The organism is Paenibacillus alba (assembly GCF_013204855.1).
Taxonomy (GTDB): domain Bacteria; phylum Bacillota; class Bacilli; order Paenibacillales; family NBRC-103111; genus Paenibacillus_E; species Paenibacillus_E alba.
Window position 1 is genome coordinate 1 of sequence record NZ_JABMKZ010000028.1, and the last position, 18,618, is coordinate 18,618.

Genomic DNA, 18,618 nt, shown 5'->3' on the forward strand with positions numbered 1-18,618 from the left:
TTTTACAATCTCTTTTTTGAACGATTGCTCGTTCGTGCTTACTCACTCGTTGTTCAGTTTTCAAAGATCAATTTCTTTCGTTCACTGCCGTGTTACCGAAGCAGCGAGAAGTAATATACCACAGCTCGTTCATCAATTGCAAGCACTTTTTTTCTCGTCAATTTCTGTCGGTGTCTGTCGGTGTTTGCTGCTTCAAAAGCAACGAGGACTAATGTAACATGCTCAGCAACCAATTACAACCCCTCTTGGAAATGTTCCACTATTGCCATTGTTTCGAATGTTCCTACAGTGATGAACAATAGGATAGGCCACAAATCGTATCATCTATATAGTAACTACTGTGATTAATATCACAGATACATCAAGAAGTACCGAGGTATAATCAGCTATATGTGTTCAAATGGAAATCCCCTGCGAAAAAGACCTCAATGCTAACAATTTCGTTTGAAATAAAAGGGAGGTTTGCTTATGTGCTATGAAATAAAGGATAGCGACCAACGAATTGACGTCATTTTAACTGGAATTATCGGCGTAAAAGAAGCAACCTCCATCAGGCAAAAATTGTTTCCGCTCATCCAACAAGAATTCCGCAGCCTCACTTTCCATCTAGGGACAGTGACAGAAATGGATAGCTCAGGACTTGGTCTATTACTGGCCGTGCAGAAGATCGCTGCGGATTATAAGGCTAACGTTTCGTTTCAAGACGCCCACGAACAGCTCAAAGAACGTTTATACATGGCGGGCATACGGTTATAACGCAAGGGATACAACGGCACTGCAGCAGAGAGGGGTTCTTACATGAATCGACATACGCCACATAATGAAGCCCTTTGGGATAAACAAACACCGGAAACCTTCGTATTGTCATACGACAGAATTTTTCACGATTCACAGGAAGCCATTATGATTACGGATTGCCACTCGAGAATCGTCAGTGTAAACCCTGCTTTTAAATCCATTACAGGCTATGATGAGTCGGAAGTCATCGGGCGAACCCCCAGCATGCTTAAATCGCATTACCAGGATCCCGAATTCTACGTCAACATGTGGGCATCCATTCATAAGGATGGAACGTGGCGTGGAGAGATCTGGAACCGCAGGAAAAATGGGGAAATCTATCCGGAGTGGCTCTCCATTAGTTCGGTCAAGGACGATAACGGAGTTCTGATCAATTACGTGGGCATGTTCTCTGACATTACCTTGCGGAAGAACACGATTTCTAAGCTTCAGCTGCACGCGCAGGTGTTCAGCAATGCCAGCGATGGGATTATGATTACGGACAAACAGCTCAAAATCCTATCTGTCAATCAAGCCTTCACGACGATGACGGGATACACGGAACGGGAAGCTGCCGGGCATACGCCGCGTTTGCTTCACTCCGGCCTGCAGAATCAATATTTCTACATTAAGATGTGGGAACGAATTCACACAACCGGCTTCTGGGAGGGGGAGATTTGGAATAAAAGGAAAAACGGGGAACTGTACCCCGAATGGCTGTCTATAACGACCATGCGAGATGATAAGGGAAGTATTACGAATTACATTGGCATGTTCACCGATATTACAGAGCGTAAACTGACCGAGGAGCATCTGAAATATTTGGCCCATTACGATAAATTGACGGATCTGCCTAATCGAACCTTGCTTAGCGAATTGGTGAATGAAGCCATCACGAGAACTTTGGAAAGAAAGCGCAAGCTGGCCGTTTTTTTCATTGATCTCGATCGGTTCAAAATGGTCAACGACTCCTTGGGACATAATGTCGGTGACAAGCTGCTCCAGCAGGTCGCCAAGCGTCTAAGCTCCGTTGTGAGAAAGGACGATATCGTGTCACGTCTAGGCGGCGACGAGTTTATTATCGTTCTCCAAGATTTGCAGGAGCCGGAAGAAGCGATTCTTATTGCCAATCAGCTTATTTCCAGTATCAAAAAGCCTTTCTCCGTAGAGGACAATGAGCTCTATATTAACGCAAGCATTGGAATCTGCCTGTATCCGAAGCACGGCGAGGATTTCGAAACGCTGCTCAAGCACGCAGACTTAGCCATGTACCAAGCCAAAATCCAAAATGGCGGCTACCAGTTTTTCAACGAAAGCATCAGCAGTACCTTCCTGCGAAAGCTTGATCTGGAAAACGAGCTCAGGTGGGCGATTGCCAAGAATCAGTTTACTCTCCATTATCAGCCGCAGGTCAGTTCAGAAACTGGCCACATGAAAGGAATGGAAGCCCTGATCCGCTGGAATCATCCTACGCTCGGACCTGTCTCCCCCGGAGAATTCATTCCGATTGCAGAGGAAACAGGGATCATCATGGATATCGGCAAATGGGTATTGAAAGAGGTTTGCTTACAGCTCAATCGTTGGCTCTCTGCTTCGTTTATCGTTCCTTCGATTGCCGTTAATTTATCAGCTAGACAGTTTCTAGCGCCGGACTTAGCTTCCTCCATTCACGATATTGTTTACCAAACTTGCTGCAACCCGCAGCATATCGTAATTGAAATAACGGAGAGCAGCAGCATGCACGACATTGAGTCGGTGCTGCCCATCCTGCACGAGCTCAAATCATTTGGCTTCCAAATCGCGATAGACGATTTCGGCAAGGGCTACTCGGCCCTCGGTTATATCAAACAGTTCCCCATCGACATTCTGAAGATCGATAAGAGCTTTGTCCAAGAACTGACAAGCGATTCCAAAAGCGCAGTTCTTACGAAAGCCATTATCGACATGTCGCATGGCATGGACCTTCGGGTCATTGCGGAAGGCGTTGAGACCTTGGAGCAATTGGACTTTCTGCGAACGATGAACTGCGACATGATTCAAGGCTACTTTATTGATCCCGCTCTGCCGGCTGAGCAGCTGGCAATGCGTTATTTGAACGAAGTCGAGCCAATCAGCTGCCAACAATCAAATCTCGCAGCGCCTTCGGATCATCCGTAATAATGCCGGATACGCCATAGGCTAGCATCTGTTTCATGACGGGTGCTTCATTTACTGTCCAAACGATCACCTGTCTGCCACTCTGGCGAATAGCAGCTACATCTTCGGCATCCACCATGCAAGCATGAAGAGAGACGGAGAACACTTCTAGACCGAAGTCCTCAATGAACCTAAGCGGGTTCACCGGTTTGGCATCATACACAAGGCTGATCCTGCATTCGGGTGCTTTCTGTTTGATGTGATGCAGCAGTTTATGATCATAAGATGAGAATAAGACATCTGCCAACCGTCCATTTTCGCGCAGCAGCTTAATTAAAGGTTCTACGATACGGCCACTGTAGCTTTGCTTCAGTTCAATGTTTAGACCGATTCGTGCAGGTATCCGCTCAAGCACTTCTTGCAGCAGCGGAATCTTTTCCCCAGTATAGACTGGGTTGAACCAGCTGCCTGCATCTGCTTGCTTAATCTCCTCCAAAGTCAATTCCCCGATAATGCCGCTTTGATTCGTTGTCCGCCCCAGTGTCTCATCATGGCAGACGATCACCTGTCCATCGCTTGTCAGATGAATATCGAGTTCGATCACGTCACACTGCTGATCTACCGCAAGTTGAAAGGCAGACATCGTATTTTCCGGCGCCTCCAAAGAAGATCCTCGATGTGCAAATACCCAAGGTGCCCCGCTATTCCAGTTCATGCTCATCATCCTTTTCAATAAAGTTGTCTTATTGCCCCTTACGCCTACTTAAGACCGGAATGCATGAAGCTCTCTACAAATTGACGTTGAAAGACGAAAAATGCTAATAGCAGCGGTAAAACAACCAGCAATGTTGCAGCAGTTACGGTCCCCCATTGCGCTCCGGTCTCCGAGGTTTGGGCGAAAATAGCTAGTCCCACGGTGAGCGAGCGATTCTCTACCGAGTTGGTCACGATGAGCGGCCACATGAAATTACTCCAATGCGTACTGACCGAAATCAATCCAAAAGCAATGTAGGTTGGCTTGGCGGATGGGAAATATACATGCCATAAGGTGCGCCACCACGGGCATCCATCCACTTTGGAAGCATCGTCCAAATCTAATGGAATTTGCTTGAACGTTTGCCGCAGCAAGAAAACACCGAAGGCCGATGCCCAAAAAGGCAGCATAACCGCTAATTTGGTATCGACTAATCCCAGTTGCTTGATAACGGTATAGTTTGGAAAAATAAGAACTTCAGCCGGGATCATAATTTGCACGAGGAATAAGATAAATACAACACCTTGTCCAATAAAACGCAACCGCGCAAAGGCATAGGCAGCCAATGTTGCTGTAACTATCTGTACAGCGAGAACACCCCCGACAATGATCAGCGTATTGCTGTAGTATCTTAGAAAGGGAACGGTTGACCAGGCCGACACATAGTTGCTGAACGTCGGATTCACGATTGCGAACGGGTTCGCTCTGGTTATGACTTCGCTCGATGGTGTAAATGAAGTGAACACGGTCCACACCAGCGGGATAAGGAATACAATGCCTAATACAACAACAATGGATCGATGCAATGTTCGAGCCAACATAAGTCAGATTACCCCCTAGTAATGAACACGCTTGTCCAAATAAGCATAGTTGAATATAGAAACCGCAAGTAAAATAACAAGCAGCACAACGGTCAGTACGGATGCCCTGCCCATATCCCAGAAGCTAAAGGCTGTCTCATATATGTGGTAAAGCAGCAGATTACTGGCATTATCCGGTCCGCCTTTCGTCATAATATACAGGTGATCGACCAGCTTGAAGGAATTCGTAATCGCTATGATCAGGACGAATAACGTAGTTGGCATCAATAACGGAAACGTAATTTTGCGAAAAACGTGCCACGGCCGTGCACCTTCCACTTCGGCAGCCTCGTACACTTCCCTAGGCAAATTCTGCAAGCCCGCCAAATAAAAAATCATGAAAAACCCGGCTTCCTTCCAAATGACCATGATAATCATCGAAAAAGTAACCCAATGCGGATCCCCTAGCCAGTTATGGGTCGGTACGCCTATAAAACCCAGAAATTTGTCCAGCAAGCCATAATCAGGCGTATAAATGAACAACCAGATGTTCGCTATCGCAATCATCGGGATTATTGTCGGATAGAAAAAAGCAGCTCGTAGAATGCTCGTTCCTTTCAGCTTGTTATTCACCCAAACGGCTAAATAAATGGCCAATAATAGACTTGTCGGCACGGTGCCGATGGACAGAAGAATATTGTTTTTCATTACTTTCATAAACACTTCATCTTGTAAAACGTGGGCATATTGCTCGAATCCAACAAACTTCTGGACGGATAGTGTAGAGCTGAAGAAACTCAAATACACCGATTTAATCGTCGGATAGAATGTAAAAAGCGCCAGCAATATTAGGGAAGGAAGAAGCAAAGCATAGGCAAAAGCATTTTCTTTCCAGTTGATTTTCCTTCTTGTTAGCAGCGCTTGCTGTTTCAAATAAATCCCCCCGTACCTTGTATATCTGTATATTAAACGGCTAATGTTTGGGCTGTATGAAAAGCTTAAATAAATTTTGGATGTGGCTATCCCGGCACATTCATCGTGATAGCCACACCCTTCTACTAAAAATTCAACTGCTTATTTGCGAAAAGTTTTTAAAATGTCATCTGCTTGCTGTTGGGATTTATCAAGGGCCTCTTTGGGCGACATATTGCCGAGTAAAGCGGCTTGAATGTTATCGTTAAACAATTTGGTCACTTGCCCGTTCTGGAACGTGGATAATTCACTGTCTGCATATTGAAGCTGATCTCTGGCGACAGCGGCTTGCGGGAAGTCCTTCACGTAATTCTTGAGCAGGTCTGTCTCGTAAGCTGCTTTGGTTGTGCCTACATACCCAGTATCAATCGACCACTGCGCAACACGCTGCGGCTGCGTCAAAAATTCGATGAACTTCACAGCCGCTTTCTTGCGGTCTTCTGGGATGCCTTTGAACACATACAAGTTGCCCCCGCCTGTCGGAGAGCCATATTTTTTGTTAGCCGGCAGGAACGATACCCCAAAATCAAATTTGGCGTCCGTTTTCACTTTCGTCAGGTTCCCCGTCGTGTGATACATCATAGCCGTCTTCCCGCTGATGAAATCCGATGGCACCGTTGCCCACTCCAGTGTGCCTTCCGGCATAACTTTATCTTTGCGGCCCAGATCCGTGTAGTATTGCAGCGCTTCTTGCACCTCAGGCTTGTTGAAATATACATTTTTCCCATCATTAGAGACGATGTTCGTGCCTGTTTGCAGAGATAGTGCCTGCAGCATCCAGTATTGGTAACCTGTACTTGGAATTTCAATTCCCCACTGCGATGTTTTGCCAGCGCTGTCCTTCACAGTCAGCTTGCTCGCCGCTTCACGCATTTCGGTCCAGTTCGCCGGGGCCTTATCCGGGTTAAGCCCTGCTTTCTTGAACAAATCTTTGTTGTAATAAAGGACGATCGTGCTGCGCTGGAAAGGAACACTCCATACTGTTTCGCCAGACTTCGTATTCCCCATGAAAGCATCATAAAAACCGTTGAAGTACTCTTTGTTGAAACGCGGTGTTAAATCCTCAATGGCATTCATTGAAAGCAAGCTGTACAAATCCGTTGAAAGCAAGACCGCTAAGTCGGGAGAAGTCCCGCCCTGCACGGAGGTGACGACTTTGGTCATCGTATCTTGATAACTTCCTCCATAGACTGGCTTCACTGTAATCGTGGGATTTTCTTTGTGGAAATCAGCAGCCAGTTGATCAATTAACTTCGTAATGGGGCCACCAACAGCCACCGGAAAATAGAACTGCAGCTCTACGGGCTTCGCGTCCTGTTTAACACTCGTCTCTGGTGTAGCAGCAGCCTCGCTGGCAGGCGCAGCTTTCGGCGTGCTTTCACCTTGTCCGCAAGCCGTTGTGACGAGCGCTGCCGCCGCTAATACAAGAAATACTTTTTTCATGTTCATGTCCTCCCGAGAATAGGTTTTATTTGATTTCGCTGAGTGAAGCCAGTACATAGTCAGGCTTGATCCCTTGGAGCATAATGTCTTTGCGAGAATCTGCTCCAGTCAAAACGAGTGCTGTATACATGCCATTGGTATTGCCGAAGCATATATCGGTGGATACTCGGTCACCTACCATCAGGCACGCTTCTGGCGCGAAAGCCAGCTTCTCTAATGCCTTTTTGGCGTAGTACTCCGAGGGTTTGCCAATGACTTTATAAACCGACTGCGAACTTGCCGTCTCCAGTGCTTTGACCAAAGACCATGTATCTGGAATCGCCCCATCCTCCAGCGGGCAAAATGGATCCGGGTTAGCAGCAATCAATTGTGCCCCATTGCGCAGAGCGCTCATCCCGAGTGTTAATTTCTCATACGTAAACTGCCTGTCCAGTCCGACAAGAACATGCGTCGCGCTGAGCGGGTCATTCGTCGTTTCTACACCATATTGCTCCAGCTCATTCTTCATGGCTTGCTCGCCAATCATCAGCACCTTAGCTTCCGGCAGATATTCTTGAAAGTACATTCTCGACACACATAAGGCCGTTAAAATATCTTCTTTGGAGCAAGCAATGCCCAACTGCGAAAGACGTTCATGAACTCCCTCTCGCGTATGTGTTGTCGTATTCGTCACGAAGAGAATCGATTTCCCGCTTTCGCGAAGCTTGTCAATTGTAGACAACACACCTGGCAAAAGTTGATTTCCAGCATAGACGGTACCGTCCAGATCGAACAAATAGCCGTCAAAAGCAAAGATTCCTTTTGGCACTTTCTTTTGCTCTCGGTTAACTTCTTCTCCACATGAGGGTTCGAAGCCATTCTTAGGATGTGCAACGTGCTCTGACACAGTTTCTACCCCTTTTCACAGAAAAATAAAAACCCTTGTTCGAAAATGCAAAAATAAGCATCGTTGAAACATCGCAAAAAGAAATGCTCCAGCCTATTTTCGCACTTTGCAGAACAAGGGTTTTCTCCAATTCTCAACCCATCATTACCGGTTAGGTGCTGAATATTTAATTATTAAGTTGATTATAATCCCGTTTTATCACCGGTGTATTAAATTCATGTAGAGAATTTGTAAATCTAATTACCACATGGCCGGATCCCCGGTTGAGATGTAATCAGCTCCGCTCGCCAACGCTTCCGTAATCTCATGCTCGTAGCGAATTAATCCACCGACGATTAACGGCTGTTTGATGGTTCCCTTCAGCTCGCGAATCACTCTTGGCATTAAACCGGGCATAAGCTCGACCTCATCGGGCTGACTGCTGTTGATCATGCGAATGGCTGTCTGAATAGCAGCCGTATCAATCGCAAAAATACGCTGAATTGTTTTCAGTCCAGCTTGTCTCGCTGCCGTAACCGCTGCTGATTTGGTTGTCAAAATGCCGTCTATCTGAAACTTCTCGGCTAAATAACTGATCGCATAAGAATCTTTCCCTAGACCCGCAACCATCTCCATATGGACGTAAACCTTTTTGCCCGAATCATGGGCTTGTCTAATAATCGACTCCAAATTCCCAATATGACCGGTCATTAAATTAACTCTCTCCACGTTACTCTGCAGCATCTTCGGAATTTGTTCCTCTTTCGTGACTGAAGCGATAATCGGGAACGGGTTCATCTGTGCACCTCCAAAAGAAACATACCTTCATCCAAAAGCGTAACATGCGTATGTTTGCTGAGTATAAACCCTGGATTATTCATTCAAGAAATTAGCTTTGACTAATAAACGTTTCAACATGACGACCGATTGCGCGCGTGTTGCATAGCTGCTAGATGCTAGTGTGTCTGCTGCCATCCCATTCATCAACCCTAATTGAATTGCTGCGGCCATCTCCGATTGGGCCCAGATGATCTGGTCAGCATCTTGGAACGATGCCAAGGTTTCATCCCGCTTGGCGGAGCTTACGCGGGTGTCGATTCCCACAAAGCTCATCGCACGGACGACCATCGCTGCTTGCTCCTCACGTGTGATTTCTTGATTCGGGCGGAACGTTCCGTCCTCATAACCGCTAAGAAGACCCGCGCTTGCAGCGGAACCTGCAACATCTGCAAACCAGTCGCTGGCTGCAACATCTTTGAAGCTAGTAGTTTTCGATGCTTCCATGCTTAACCCCAAGGAGCGAACCAGCAATGCTGCGAATTCCGCGCGTGTGATCGAACGATCCGCTTCGAAACGACTGTCGCTTACCCCATCTACGACTAGCTTGTTTGCCAGCAGCTCAATGTCAGCTTTGGCCCAATGATTCGTTAGATCGCTGAAGCTTTTATGATTTTCCACAATGGTGAATACGCCATTCTGGTTATGAATCAGTGTAGCTGTTGTCTTCCCATCCTTGGTCACAAACAGCGTAGGCACAAAGCGAAGTCGATTCGTTCCCGGAATCACTTGTACGCCGGTTGCTTTCTTCGGATCAATCGCCTTATCCAAGAGGATGGTACGAGAAGCATACGTTGCTCCGAGTGTCACAGGTGCCGTTTGTCCTGCTTGATTAGCCGCTTCCACCTCAAAATGAACAGCAGCAGTCATCGGTTTGCCTCCAGCAGCGCTGATGGCCTGATCTACGACTGAGGCATCTTGACCATCAAGTTTCTTGAGTGTAAATCGAATCCGCAGGTCATCCATGTTTACGCCCAGCTGCTTAGCCAGTTCATCAAGCTTCAATGCAGATAAAGGCAGCGTATAGGAGACGTTCTCACTTGAGGCGAGCAGCGTTTGACCAGTAAGTTTGCTTGATTCGATCAGACCAGCTGCCTCCAGTTCCAGCGAAGCACCGCTAAACTTCACTTCTACCTTAGAATGGGCACCCAAAGATTGCTTAAGTTCGAGTGCTGCGACTTTACCTTCTTTGGCTTCAATAACTGCTGCGGCTGGAGTGGCAGGTAGTGTTGGGCTGCCTCCTGTAACGGAGGAGCCAGTAGCTGATCCACCATTACCATCATCACCACCACCTTCACCATCCTGACCCGGTATTTGGATCGAGATAGGCGCTGTATAGATGTCATATTTATTCCGATCATCCATCGCTGTTGTGTATCTTAACAGAACGTGAGCCGTCCCTGATTTCTTAGCTGTCACTTTAGCTCCGTCCAGAGCAACCAGCTCTTGACCATCCAGAAATACGAGTTCAGGGACAATCGTCGATTTCGTCCCTTTGTAGGACTGAACGACAGCTGCAAGCGTAGCGCTCTCCTCTTTAGCGAGCACATACTTCTCTTTCTCAGCTTTGATGGAAGCTGCCCAATCGGAAGCATAGTAGGCGTAGTCTGTCGTAATTCCGAAAGCTCCCAGACCCATGTATTGCATAAAAGCACTCTTATCGTTCAGCGTCCATGGTGAAATGATCAGACCGCGATGTTTGGCAGCCTCCATGAATTTCTGGCCCAAGCCGCTATAGCTCGTGTTAAATGAAGCGTTCAGTCCCTGAAGCAGCTTCAATGTTTCCCTTAGCGACTTCGGCACATTCGCCTCATTGGCATATCCGCTAGTCAGCAATCCCAGAGGCATCTCCGGCATAAGCTGCGCCATGCGTTTTAACTGATCAGCACTGAAAGACATGGTGTCCACCAAAGCTTCGCCATCTATATCCTTAAGCAATTTGACATAGGCATCAACAGCTGTGGGAGTGCTGGTCTTAATTTCGGACATGACCATAGCCCCCTTCTCCCTGGCAAGTTCGATCTGCTCATTCAGGGTTGGAATCTTCACATCGGGGAATCCTTCGGGATATGGCTTGTTCGCATTTAATTTCTTTAATTGCTCCAGCGTATAGTCTTCAACAAAACCTGTTCCATTCGTCGTGCGCTCCAGTGATCCATCATGAAGAATGACAATATGCCCGTCCTTCGTCAAATACATGTCGTTCTCGATGAACTCCGCGCCCGCTTCTAATCCCAGCCTATTGCTTTCAATTGTATTCTCAGGAGAATTCGCCGGCATCCCCCGATGAGCGATGATATACGGCTTGCGAATCAATGTCGTATTCTTGTTGTAGACTTTCAAAGCTGCCCATTGTACAGCAGGCGAATCTGTCACGATCCCGTTCACGCCAGTCGCAATCAATTGATGCATCGCAATCTGTTTCTCGGATGCGCTGGCCGTTTCCTTCGACCATACCATAATACTTCGCTGCTGCAGGTAGGCAACGTTCTCTCGGGTTGATATCGCTTGCGGCAAAATGGCAATTCTAGCTAAACTTGCTGCTGTTTTTCTTCGAACATCCAACAGTTGGCTTGCCTTCAAGCTGCTGTCACCGCTGAAATCCAAGATGCCTCGGATGATCGGATAGGCAGTTCTCGCTCGTTTGATCAACTCACCGTTGTCCGACACGATAGCCGCATCTTCCCAACTGTTCGTTTTCAAGTATGCCACCAATTGATCTACCGTGGATTCATCCTTTACATAAAAGGCAGGGATGATTCGTCCATCAATTTTGCTAAGAAGTGTGTCCAGACTGCCTATTTCAAGCTTTCCTGCAGAATCTGTTACCTTTAGACCTGGAGCCACATGAATAATGAGATTCGAAGGCAGCGCAGGCGCATCTAATTTCGCTAAATCTGCCGCACTTTGAAGCTCGCTTACGACGGATGCGGCCATCGCAATGCGGGTTTCCGGCTCTGTCACTTCAACGAAGCGACCATTCGGTATAGGAGGGAGAGCTTCTTGCTGCAGCGTCACGCGAATGTTATCCACCTTCATTTTGCTGCCATTCGCTTGCAGACCGACCGCTCCTGTCGCATAGACTGTCGCTTGATCCGTATCCACCATGACACGATCGTTGATCCATTCCTGAACACGGTTTCCGTACGCTTTAACCGTATAATGGTACATTTTGGCCGGATCAATAGCTTCGGTATTAGAACCTCTGTCGATCACGTTCCACCCGTTGGCAGGCGTTCTCTCGGCGAATTCGATGCCATTTGCTGCCGTTGCATCTTTTCTGACGGCCATTTGGTAGTAAGGATAATCGTTGTTTTGAATACGGTACATGATGGAGTGCCATCTTGCCGTATCAGTTGCCTGCAAGTGGGTCACATCGGCTTCAATCTTATAATTGCCAAACTTGCTTAGAAACGAAGGTAAAATGACCCGGGATGGGTTATCCGGCGCAGCGAGTGCATTGATCTCAAAAGCTCCGGATTTCACTACAGCATTGGCAGCTGTCGTTCCTTCTTTCCGCGTCCAGCCGGCAGGAAGGGTACCGTCCGCCAGATGATCAAAATTCTCCTCGTACAGGACATAGTCGGTATCTGCTGCATTTTTGGCGACAACCAGCATACTGATAGATGCGCTATCTTTGGTGCCTGTCAGCGTATAAACACCTTTCTGCTGCACCTTGGGTACGTTGTTCTCAATAAGAACTAATGGACTGGTCGATGTCCAAGTCAGCTCATTCCCATTTACTGTACCTGTAGTAAGATTGTTATAGTCTGCTTGAAACTTTACAGCGCTTAGATCTAGCGAAGTTCCAACCGTTGCAAGTACATACCCTTTGTCATCACCCTTTAAGGAAACAACCTTGACCCCCGTCAGAGATGGCGTCACTGTGATTTCCTGCGAAGTCTCTGCATTGCCATATACAGCCTTAATGGTTGCTTTCCCTGGCTTAATAGGATAGATCTGGTTGTTGTTGATTTTGATGACACTTTCATCCGATGAATACAGCTTCACTCGATCCGCAGGCGGCGTCTCCGTAAGGCCATCCGAATAGTAGACACTGCTCGTCACGCTTGTCGCGCCGCTTAACGCTTCCAACGAACTGACTGAGGTAATCGTAAGCCGCTCTGCCGTGATCCGGGTAACCTTCAGATTATCGAAGGATACCTTGCTTTGATCTCCTTGAAAGCCAACTCTCCCTTTCTCCGGGAGCACCGCAGCTGCGAGATTTTTGTCCCCATACAGCGTAAAGCTTGTATCGCTTTTGGCTTTAAAATACTGCTTCACATTGTTGTCATAAACCCTTACTTTCATCGTGTAATCCTTATTCACCAGCAGCCCAGCGCCCGTTGCGCTTATCGGTGTGGGAGAATACCAATTCCCGTCCGAATTGCGATAAGCGGTCTCAATGGTGCCATTCTGCTTAATGGCCATCTGCGGGTATGGCGGCTTCCCGCTAGCGGGTGCGCGGAACATAATGGATGCCCATCTTCCCGGATCCAAAAAGCCGCTAAAACGCACATCTGCTTCAATCGTGTAGTTATCCCACTGGACCGGAGCAAGGATGCGGCTTTGTTTGGACTTAGCATTTCCATCGAACGTCATACTCCCGTTGCCATACGTATCTTTCACAACGGTAAAAGACGGGCTTCCCTCATTCACATTAGAAATCCAATTTGGGGGTATCGTCCCTGTGGCATAGCCGTCAAAGTTTTCCTCCAAAAGCACCGGATTGGGGCTTCCTGAGACTGGACTTGTATCCACCAGTTTAAGCGTGCCATAACCGGAGGTATCGTTCCAGAAGGAGGAGGACCCAAAAGCGCTCCAGTAGCTGGATCTTTGCTCTGTTGTTGCGGCCCCATAACGGTCTGTCGTGCCGATCTCCATGCCCAACTGTTTCTGTAGAATAGGATCAAATTTAAGCATTTCCCAAGGAACAGCGATCTCCGTAGACCAGCCTGAAGCCGTCTGATTCATCGCTCGCAGTATTTTCTTCTCATCCTTGCCCGCATGATTATTCAGCGCAGCACCGAAATGAAACTCGGGTATGGTTGTTCCAGGCTGATAGACCAGGCCGATCTGCATATCCTCATTGCTGTACGGAGCTGAGCGGTGCAAGCTTGGATCTAGAAAGACGTTGATATTGTCTTGCTCGAACCAGCTGCCGGATTGGCCGGTCAACAAGCTGTCATCATCTGCCTTGACGCCAATGTACAAATACTGATTGTCCCAAAGCAGGCCAAATTTCGATGCCTTAAAAGAACCTTGTCCAACTTTAACGTTTAGCGTTTGATTCAGGTTCCACATGGATTCATCTAGATTGCCGTCGATGATAGGAGCAGTTAACGTTTTGTTGACCTCCATCATCTTCCTGCCCGACTCCTCCGCATGAACGCTAGGTACCCAGGCACTTGGCTGGAAAAGCCCGCTGACCAAAGTTGTAATCGTCACAATCCCTAAAAGCTTTGTTGACATTTTTTTCATGTCGCACATCATCCTTTTCAAAGTTTTGATAGGTGAACAACACAAAAAAACCCTCATTCAACAAAAGGAAAGCACGCGCTCCCTAAGGGCGCACTTTTCTTTAGCCGAATAAAAGGGTTTTCTCCTAGACTCATACCCTGAGTATTCATTTGTATCTATTAGCTTCACTTTAACAAGGCTTTGTTATCCTTGCATCAACTTTGCATGAATGTATTGTAAATGCAACAAGCTATGAATCTAGTTGAATTCCAAAATGTACGAGCAGCGCCTCTTTATACGCCTCATCGGTCTGCGGTGTGAAGGTCTTGACGCCATCTGAAGTGAAAATACGAAACTCCTGGTCTGCTACCGTATTTCGCCCCTCTGAGGTACGAATCGCCAGCATCGGGCTATGGGTGAAGATGGAATCAGGGGCTTTCTCGCACCAAAACGAGGCAAATACAAAATCCTTCGCCAACTGCGGCTCCTCTGTGAACGAGTAAATACGGTGCCAGTCCCCCTTCTTCTGCTCGCAAAGCACCCAGCCGTAATCAGGATCGCGCTCCATCCGGTAGCACTCATCGCCTTGCTGCTGTTCTAATCCTTCAATTAATGCGATTGGCCTGCGGGGAACAATGCCCCCTACGCCAACGTCGCACAAGTATGTCTCCCCTTCGGCTTCGACCTGTAGAACGTGATGACGCCGTTTCGGCGGCGTATTCGACTCGTCGCGCCAAAACCGGGCCACGAAGTCAGTGACCGGGTAGCCTAGCTCCCGCAGCAGCCAGCCGAATAACGCATTCAACTCAAAGCAATATCCCCCGCGCCGGCGTACGACAATCTTCTGATACACATCTTGTGGATCCAAGGATAAGGCGATGTGATTGATAATGTCCAAATTCTCGTACGGAACTGTGTGCAGATGGCATTCCTGCAGCTTGGCCAGCGTCTTAATGCTGCCATCGAGTGGTCCCACAACCCCAATGCGATCTAGATAGGCCTGAATTTGACTATTGTTATTTGGCATACTGAGCACTCCGTCCTGTAAGAGAGTTTTGAAAGCTATCGTTGCTTGCGATAGGTCTGTACTATTTTCTTTATTTAAACAGATGTTTCCTTCTATTCAAACAATGTCATCGTTAAAAGGTTATAAAACGACAACGGTTTTCGAGCGACATTTTAACCCACATCCGTTAATCTATGAAAAAGGTTTCATAGGAGGGCTACTTGATGAATCAAAATGTAGAACTATGCGCGATTGGGTTGTTAACGATCGGAATGATGTTGCTGCTTTGTATAGATATTATCAAAAAGAACAAACTCCTCACTTTTCCCCTTCACCAAGAAGCAGCCCGCACAGAAGAGCGAGAAGAAAGAGAAGTACGAGAAGTTACCCTTGCTGTCTATCCACAGTATATCGACTGCAGCAGGAATATTCATCTTCCACTTATCCCCGCCGATTATTGGTATATGGAAGAACAGCTCGTTGAAGCTCATTAATAGAAGAAAGCTGAATCCCTCCGCAAACAAAAAAGATCTTGGCTCAGCAGTTGCGGAGTCAAGATCTCTGAATGCGTTTAGCTGAACGGCTGCTTGCCGTCATCATGAACGATATAGCTGTTAACGATAGCCGCAGCAAAGGTTACGCGGTTGTTTCGAAAGTAGTGAAATAAAATGCGCGCTTCCGGACATTCTTCATCATACCGCGGAAAGTTAAAGAAATCGTCATCCTCCCACCCTTCGCTTCGCAGGTTTTCAATGGATTCCGCAATGATGCCGGGAATAACCGGCTTTATTATCGTCGTCATATTCCCACCCCTTGAAATATAGTCAGATACCGTTTATTTCCTGTTCTAGCCCACATCAGAAAACAATAACGATTATGTATAATGACAGGATTATCGGTTGGCAGGATCGGCCTCTTGGCATTGGCTTTCTTTAGCATATGTAATTCACCTCCTCGCTTCATTTCTTCTGATGCTAGTACTCCATGGTTATAATTGGCGTGCCCACGGTTAAGCGCCATTGGCCTGTCGTTGATTCTTGATGCAAGGCAACCTGCAGATTCACCGTTTGATCACCGCTCTTCACAGAAGATTGGAACTCCCTCGAAGCCAGTGACAAACTTATCGTATTCTGATCCGTGTAGCTTTCTACGATTTTGCCTTTGTAGGCTTGAGCTATCTGATTTGCCAGCTCTGCGGAGCTTATTTGGCGAGACTGCTCTTGCTCGGATACATAACCTTGCACCATCGTATTCCATGTTCCTGTGATGCCCAGCCTTTTCATTTGTTTATCCGCTTGCGCCTGCCAATTCACCAAATCGGCCTGATTGGTCTCTTGTGAAGCATTTAATCGCAATACGACATAACAAGAAGCTTGTCCCTGCGGGCTTGCGATCGTTACGGTGGAGACCGCTCCGGGCGCTGCTTCAGCTTTCGCTTTATAGATCGAATGCGAATTAGACTCACTCAGCACATCCGTCTCTGGCATACCGAAGGCTTGGGATAATGTCTTCCCAACGGCCAGCATGTTCTGCTCTACGCCGCCGCAGCTTCCATAATAGCCTGTATATTTGAAGGTTATTTGATTGTCGCTGATCATATAAGGTTTTACCGTGTCTAATAAATAAAGCGCTTCTTGCTCACCTTGAGCATCCGCATGACGAACCCAGCCACAAATAATACCTGCAAGAGATATCCAAATAACGGAGACTAACCACATTTTCTGCATATAAAAAGGCACCTCTTCACTAGAATCTTCAACTCTAGTAGAAGGATGCCCAAATCTAGCAACTATTAAACCAAGTAGATTTAAGATTTTGATGATGATGTGGTCTCAAGCTCTTTTTCACGGCGCAAAATTTCGTCCATGGAGGTATTCAGGGCAGCCTGCGGGCCTGGGAAATGTTTTTTATAATAAGCCAAATCCATAATGATGAGAAGAATCAGCATCCCCGCGACCGCATAGCCAGCCATTTGGTTCGGAGGTATCACCATGACGATGCAGATGAAGATGATCCACAGCAGCGCAACAACAGAAATGAATGTACTGTACTTTCCGAGATTCCACGGTCCGAGATGCTTCTTTTGGAATCTTCCTTCTGCCTTAGCTCTCAGCTTCAAATAAATCGGAATGCCGTAAGCCACATATAAACCAACTACACTGACAGCCGTTAGGAATGCTATCGTCGTGTATGTCGCATCAGGATTCACTAATTTGATAATATAGTCGATGAAGGCGAGCAGGAAGGAGAGGATGATAGCCAGCCAAATGGCTTTGGCCGGTGTACGGTATTTCTTGGAGATTTGCGCCCACTGATGGCTCAGCGGCATCCCTTTGTCCCGAGAGAAGGCGTACATCATCCGGGAAAAAGAAGTGATGGAGGCGAGGCCGCAGAACCACATCGCAGCAGTAACCAGCCAGAGAATAACAGAGCCGAATGTCCCGCCCAGCGCCTGGCTGATGACATAGATGAACGCATTGTCTGAACTCGCTGCAGCACCGGCATCCTTGATGGACAAGGTAACAAAAGCCAGCATAATAAAGCCGATAACGAACGAATAGGCTACGGATGTGAAAATCCCCCAAGGCGCACGCACACGCGGGTTGACGGTTTCTTCAATCGTATGCGCGGAGGCGTCAAATCCCGTGAAGGTCCATTGGGCTTGCAAAAGGCCGATCAGAAAAGCAAACATGTACGGTTTATCAGAGAATGTCTCGCCCACCTTAAACAAATATGTCACAGGATTGAGGTGACCTTTGGTAAAAAAGGCCAAGGACACAACCAATACCGCCACCACAGCGATATGATACCAGGCCGAGAAGTCATTAAGCCTCGACACGATGCGAATCCCGATATGATTGAGAATCCCGTGTGTCAGCAAAATGATGGTGAAACAGATCAACACGGTTGTGTTGTTGGATTCGTAACCAAATACACTCGCGATGAGCGGGTCGGCGAAGAGGGCGACCGAATAATCAATACCGGCTACGATCCCGATTTGTCCGATGAGATTGATCCATGCGGTGTACCAGCCCCAGCGTTTGTTTTTCAGAATAGCTGCCCAGTGGTACAAGGCGCCCGCCGTCGGAATCGCCGAAGCAAGCTCCGCCATAACGGCCGCCACAAACATAACAAAGAGAGCGACGATCGGCCAGCCAAAGCCCATCATGCCCGATCCGCCGTAGGTCAATCCGTGACCATACAGCGATACAGCGCCGGTCAGAATGGAGATGATTGAGAATGAAATCGCGAAGTTGGAAAATCCGCCCATGCTGCGCAGCAGCTCTTGGGCATAGCCGAACTTGTTTAAATCACTTTTGTCTTTTTCATGATGATTGGAAGGTACGCTCATCTTGAATCCTCCTCATCAGATACCTACGATTTGTACAAACAAGGCTCAGGCTTATTTCCCCAGGAAACTTTCGTGTTCGCTTTCATCGAATTCGCGTATGCTTTTATTGGCGATTCTCACAATCCATACAGCAAACAAACACGTGATCACTACGATTACGATTCCAATCGTCAGTCCCATTGCGCCTCCACCTCCTTCTCGGACGATTCTTATAGA

The 18,618-nt window shown here is 47.3% G+C and carries 15 protein-coding genes; 3 read left to right on the top strand and 12 right to left on the bottom strand.

All coding sequences use genetic code 11. The annotated features are described in order from the left end of the window. Window positions 1–468 precede the first annotated feature (468 nt). Together HQN90_RS26730 and HQN90_RS26735 are read left to right on the top strand one after the other, a co-directional pair. Window positions 469–756 carry an STAS domain-containing protein gene (locus tag HQN90_RS26730; RefSeq protein WP_173224403.1) on the top strand — a complete coding sequence of 96 codons (288 nt, stop codon included), beginning with the start codon at window positions 469–471 and terminating at the stop codon, window positions 754–756. Window positions 757–798: 42 nt separating this feature from the next. Further along, window positions 799–2,934, top strand: coding sequence for an EAL domain-containing protein (locus HQN90_RS26735; protein WP_173224405.1), 2,136 nt, complete (start codon window positions 799–801; stop codon window positions 2,932–2,934). Here HQN90_RS26735 and HQN90_RS26740 read toward each other — a convergent pair. From HQN90_RS26740 to HQN90_RS26775, 8 genes are all read right to left on the bottom strand, one after another. After that, a complete protein-coding gene (locus HQN90_RS26740) occupies window positions 2,888–3,628 on the bottom strand; it encodes a glycerophosphodiester phosphodiesterase (RefSeq protein ID WP_173224407.1) in 741 nt (246 codons plus the stop codon). The genes HQN90_RS26735 and HQN90_RS26740 overlap by 47 nt on opposite strands. 44 nt (window positions 3,629–3,672) lie before the next feature. After that, the gene (locus HQN90_RS26745) at window positions 3,673–4,488 is read right to left on the bottom strand and encodes a carbohydrate ABC transporter permease (RefSeq protein ID WP_173224409.1); all 816 of its coding nucleotides are present in this window, start codon (window positions 4,486–4,488) and stop codon (window positions 3,673–3,675) included. 15 nt (window positions 4,489–4,503) lie between these two features. Further along, window positions 4,504–5,400 carry a carbohydrate ABC transporter permease gene (locus tag HQN90_RS26750; protein ID WP_246362862.1) on the bottom strand — a complete coding sequence of 299 codons (897 nt, stop codon included), beginning with the start codon at window positions 5,398–5,400 and terminating at the stop codon, window positions 4,504–4,506. Window positions 5,401–5,541: 141 nt separating this feature from the next. Beyond that, window positions 5,542–6,882 (bottom strand): ABC transporter substrate-binding protein, encoded by a 1,341-nt coding sequence (locus HQN90_RS26755; RefSeq protein WP_173224411.1) that lies wholly within the window; start codon window positions 6,880–6,882, stop codon window positions 5,542–5,544. Between the two features lie 25 nt (window positions 6,883–6,907). Next, the gene (locus HQN90_RS26760) at window positions 6,908–7,768 is read right to left on the bottom strand and encodes an HAD-IIA family hydrolase (RefSeq protein ID WP_338042391.1); all 861 of its coding nucleotides are present in this window, start codon (window positions 7,766–7,768) and stop codon (window positions 6,908–6,910) included. A 240-nt stretch (window positions 7,769–8,008) separates the two neighbouring features. After that, window positions 8,009–8,545 carry a glycerol-3-phosphate responsive antiterminator gene (locus HQN90_RS26765; RefSeq protein WP_079414719.1) on the bottom strand — a complete coding sequence of 179 codons (537 nt, stop codon included), beginning with the start codon at window positions 8,543–8,545 and terminating at the stop codon, window positions 8,009–8,011. Window positions 8,546–8,620: 75 nt separating this feature from the next. Continuing rightward, window positions 8,621–14,065, bottom strand: coding sequence for a glycerophosphodiester phosphodiesterase family protein (locus HQN90_RS26770; RefSeq protein WP_173224413.1), 5,445 nt, complete (start codon window positions 14,063–14,065; stop codon window positions 8,621–8,623). A 229-nt stretch (window positions 14,066–14,294) separates the two neighbouring features. After that, on the bottom strand, window positions 14,295–15,071 hold the full coding sequence (locus HQN90_RS26775; RefSeq protein ID WP_173224415.1) for an arylamine N-acetyltransferase family protein: 777 nt from the start codon (window positions 15,069–15,071) through the stop codon (window positions 14,295–14,297). Window positions 15,072–15,274: 203 nt separating this feature from the next. Here HQN90_RS26775 and HQN90_RS26780 point away from each other — a divergent pair, with 203 nt between their 5' ends. After that, window positions 15,275–15,544 carry a hypothetical protein gene (locus HQN90_RS26780; protein ID WP_173224417.1) on the top strand — a complete coding sequence of 90 codons (270 nt, stop codon included), beginning with the start codon at window positions 15,275–15,277 and terminating at the stop codon, window positions 15,542–15,544. Window positions 15,545–15,621: 77 nt separating this feature from the next. Here HQN90_RS26780 and HQN90_RS26785 read toward each other — a convergent pair whose 3' ends face one another. The 4 genes from HQN90_RS26785 to HQN90_RS39415 form a co-directional block, all read right to left on the bottom strand. Further along, window positions 15,622–15,852, bottom strand: a complete 231-nt coding sequence (locus tag HQN90_RS26785) for a hypothetical protein (protein ID WP_173224419.1) — start codon at window positions 15,850–15,852, stop codon at window positions 15,622–15,624. Window positions 15,853–16,024: 172 nt separating this feature from the next. Further along, entirely contained in the window at window positions 16,025–16,777 is a 753-nt protein-coding gene (locus tag HQN90_RS26790; RefSeq protein ID WP_173224421.1) for a YwmB family TATA-box binding protein, read from the bottom strand. An 80-nt stretch (window positions 16,778–16,857) separates the two neighbouring features. After that, window positions 16,858–18,402, bottom strand: coding sequence for an amino acid permease (locus HQN90_RS26795; protein WP_173224423.1), 1,545 nt, complete (start codon window positions 18,400–18,402; stop codon window positions 16,858–16,860). A 51-nt stretch (window positions 18,403–18,453) separates the two neighbouring features. Continuing rightward, window positions 18,454–18,582 carry a hypothetical protein gene (locus HQN90_RS39415; RefSeq protein WP_275942627.1) on the bottom strand — a complete coding sequence of 43 codons (129 nt, stop codon included), beginning with the start codon at window positions 18,580–18,582 and terminating at the stop codon, window positions 18,454–18,456. Window positions 18,583–18,618: the final 36 nt, after the last annotated feature.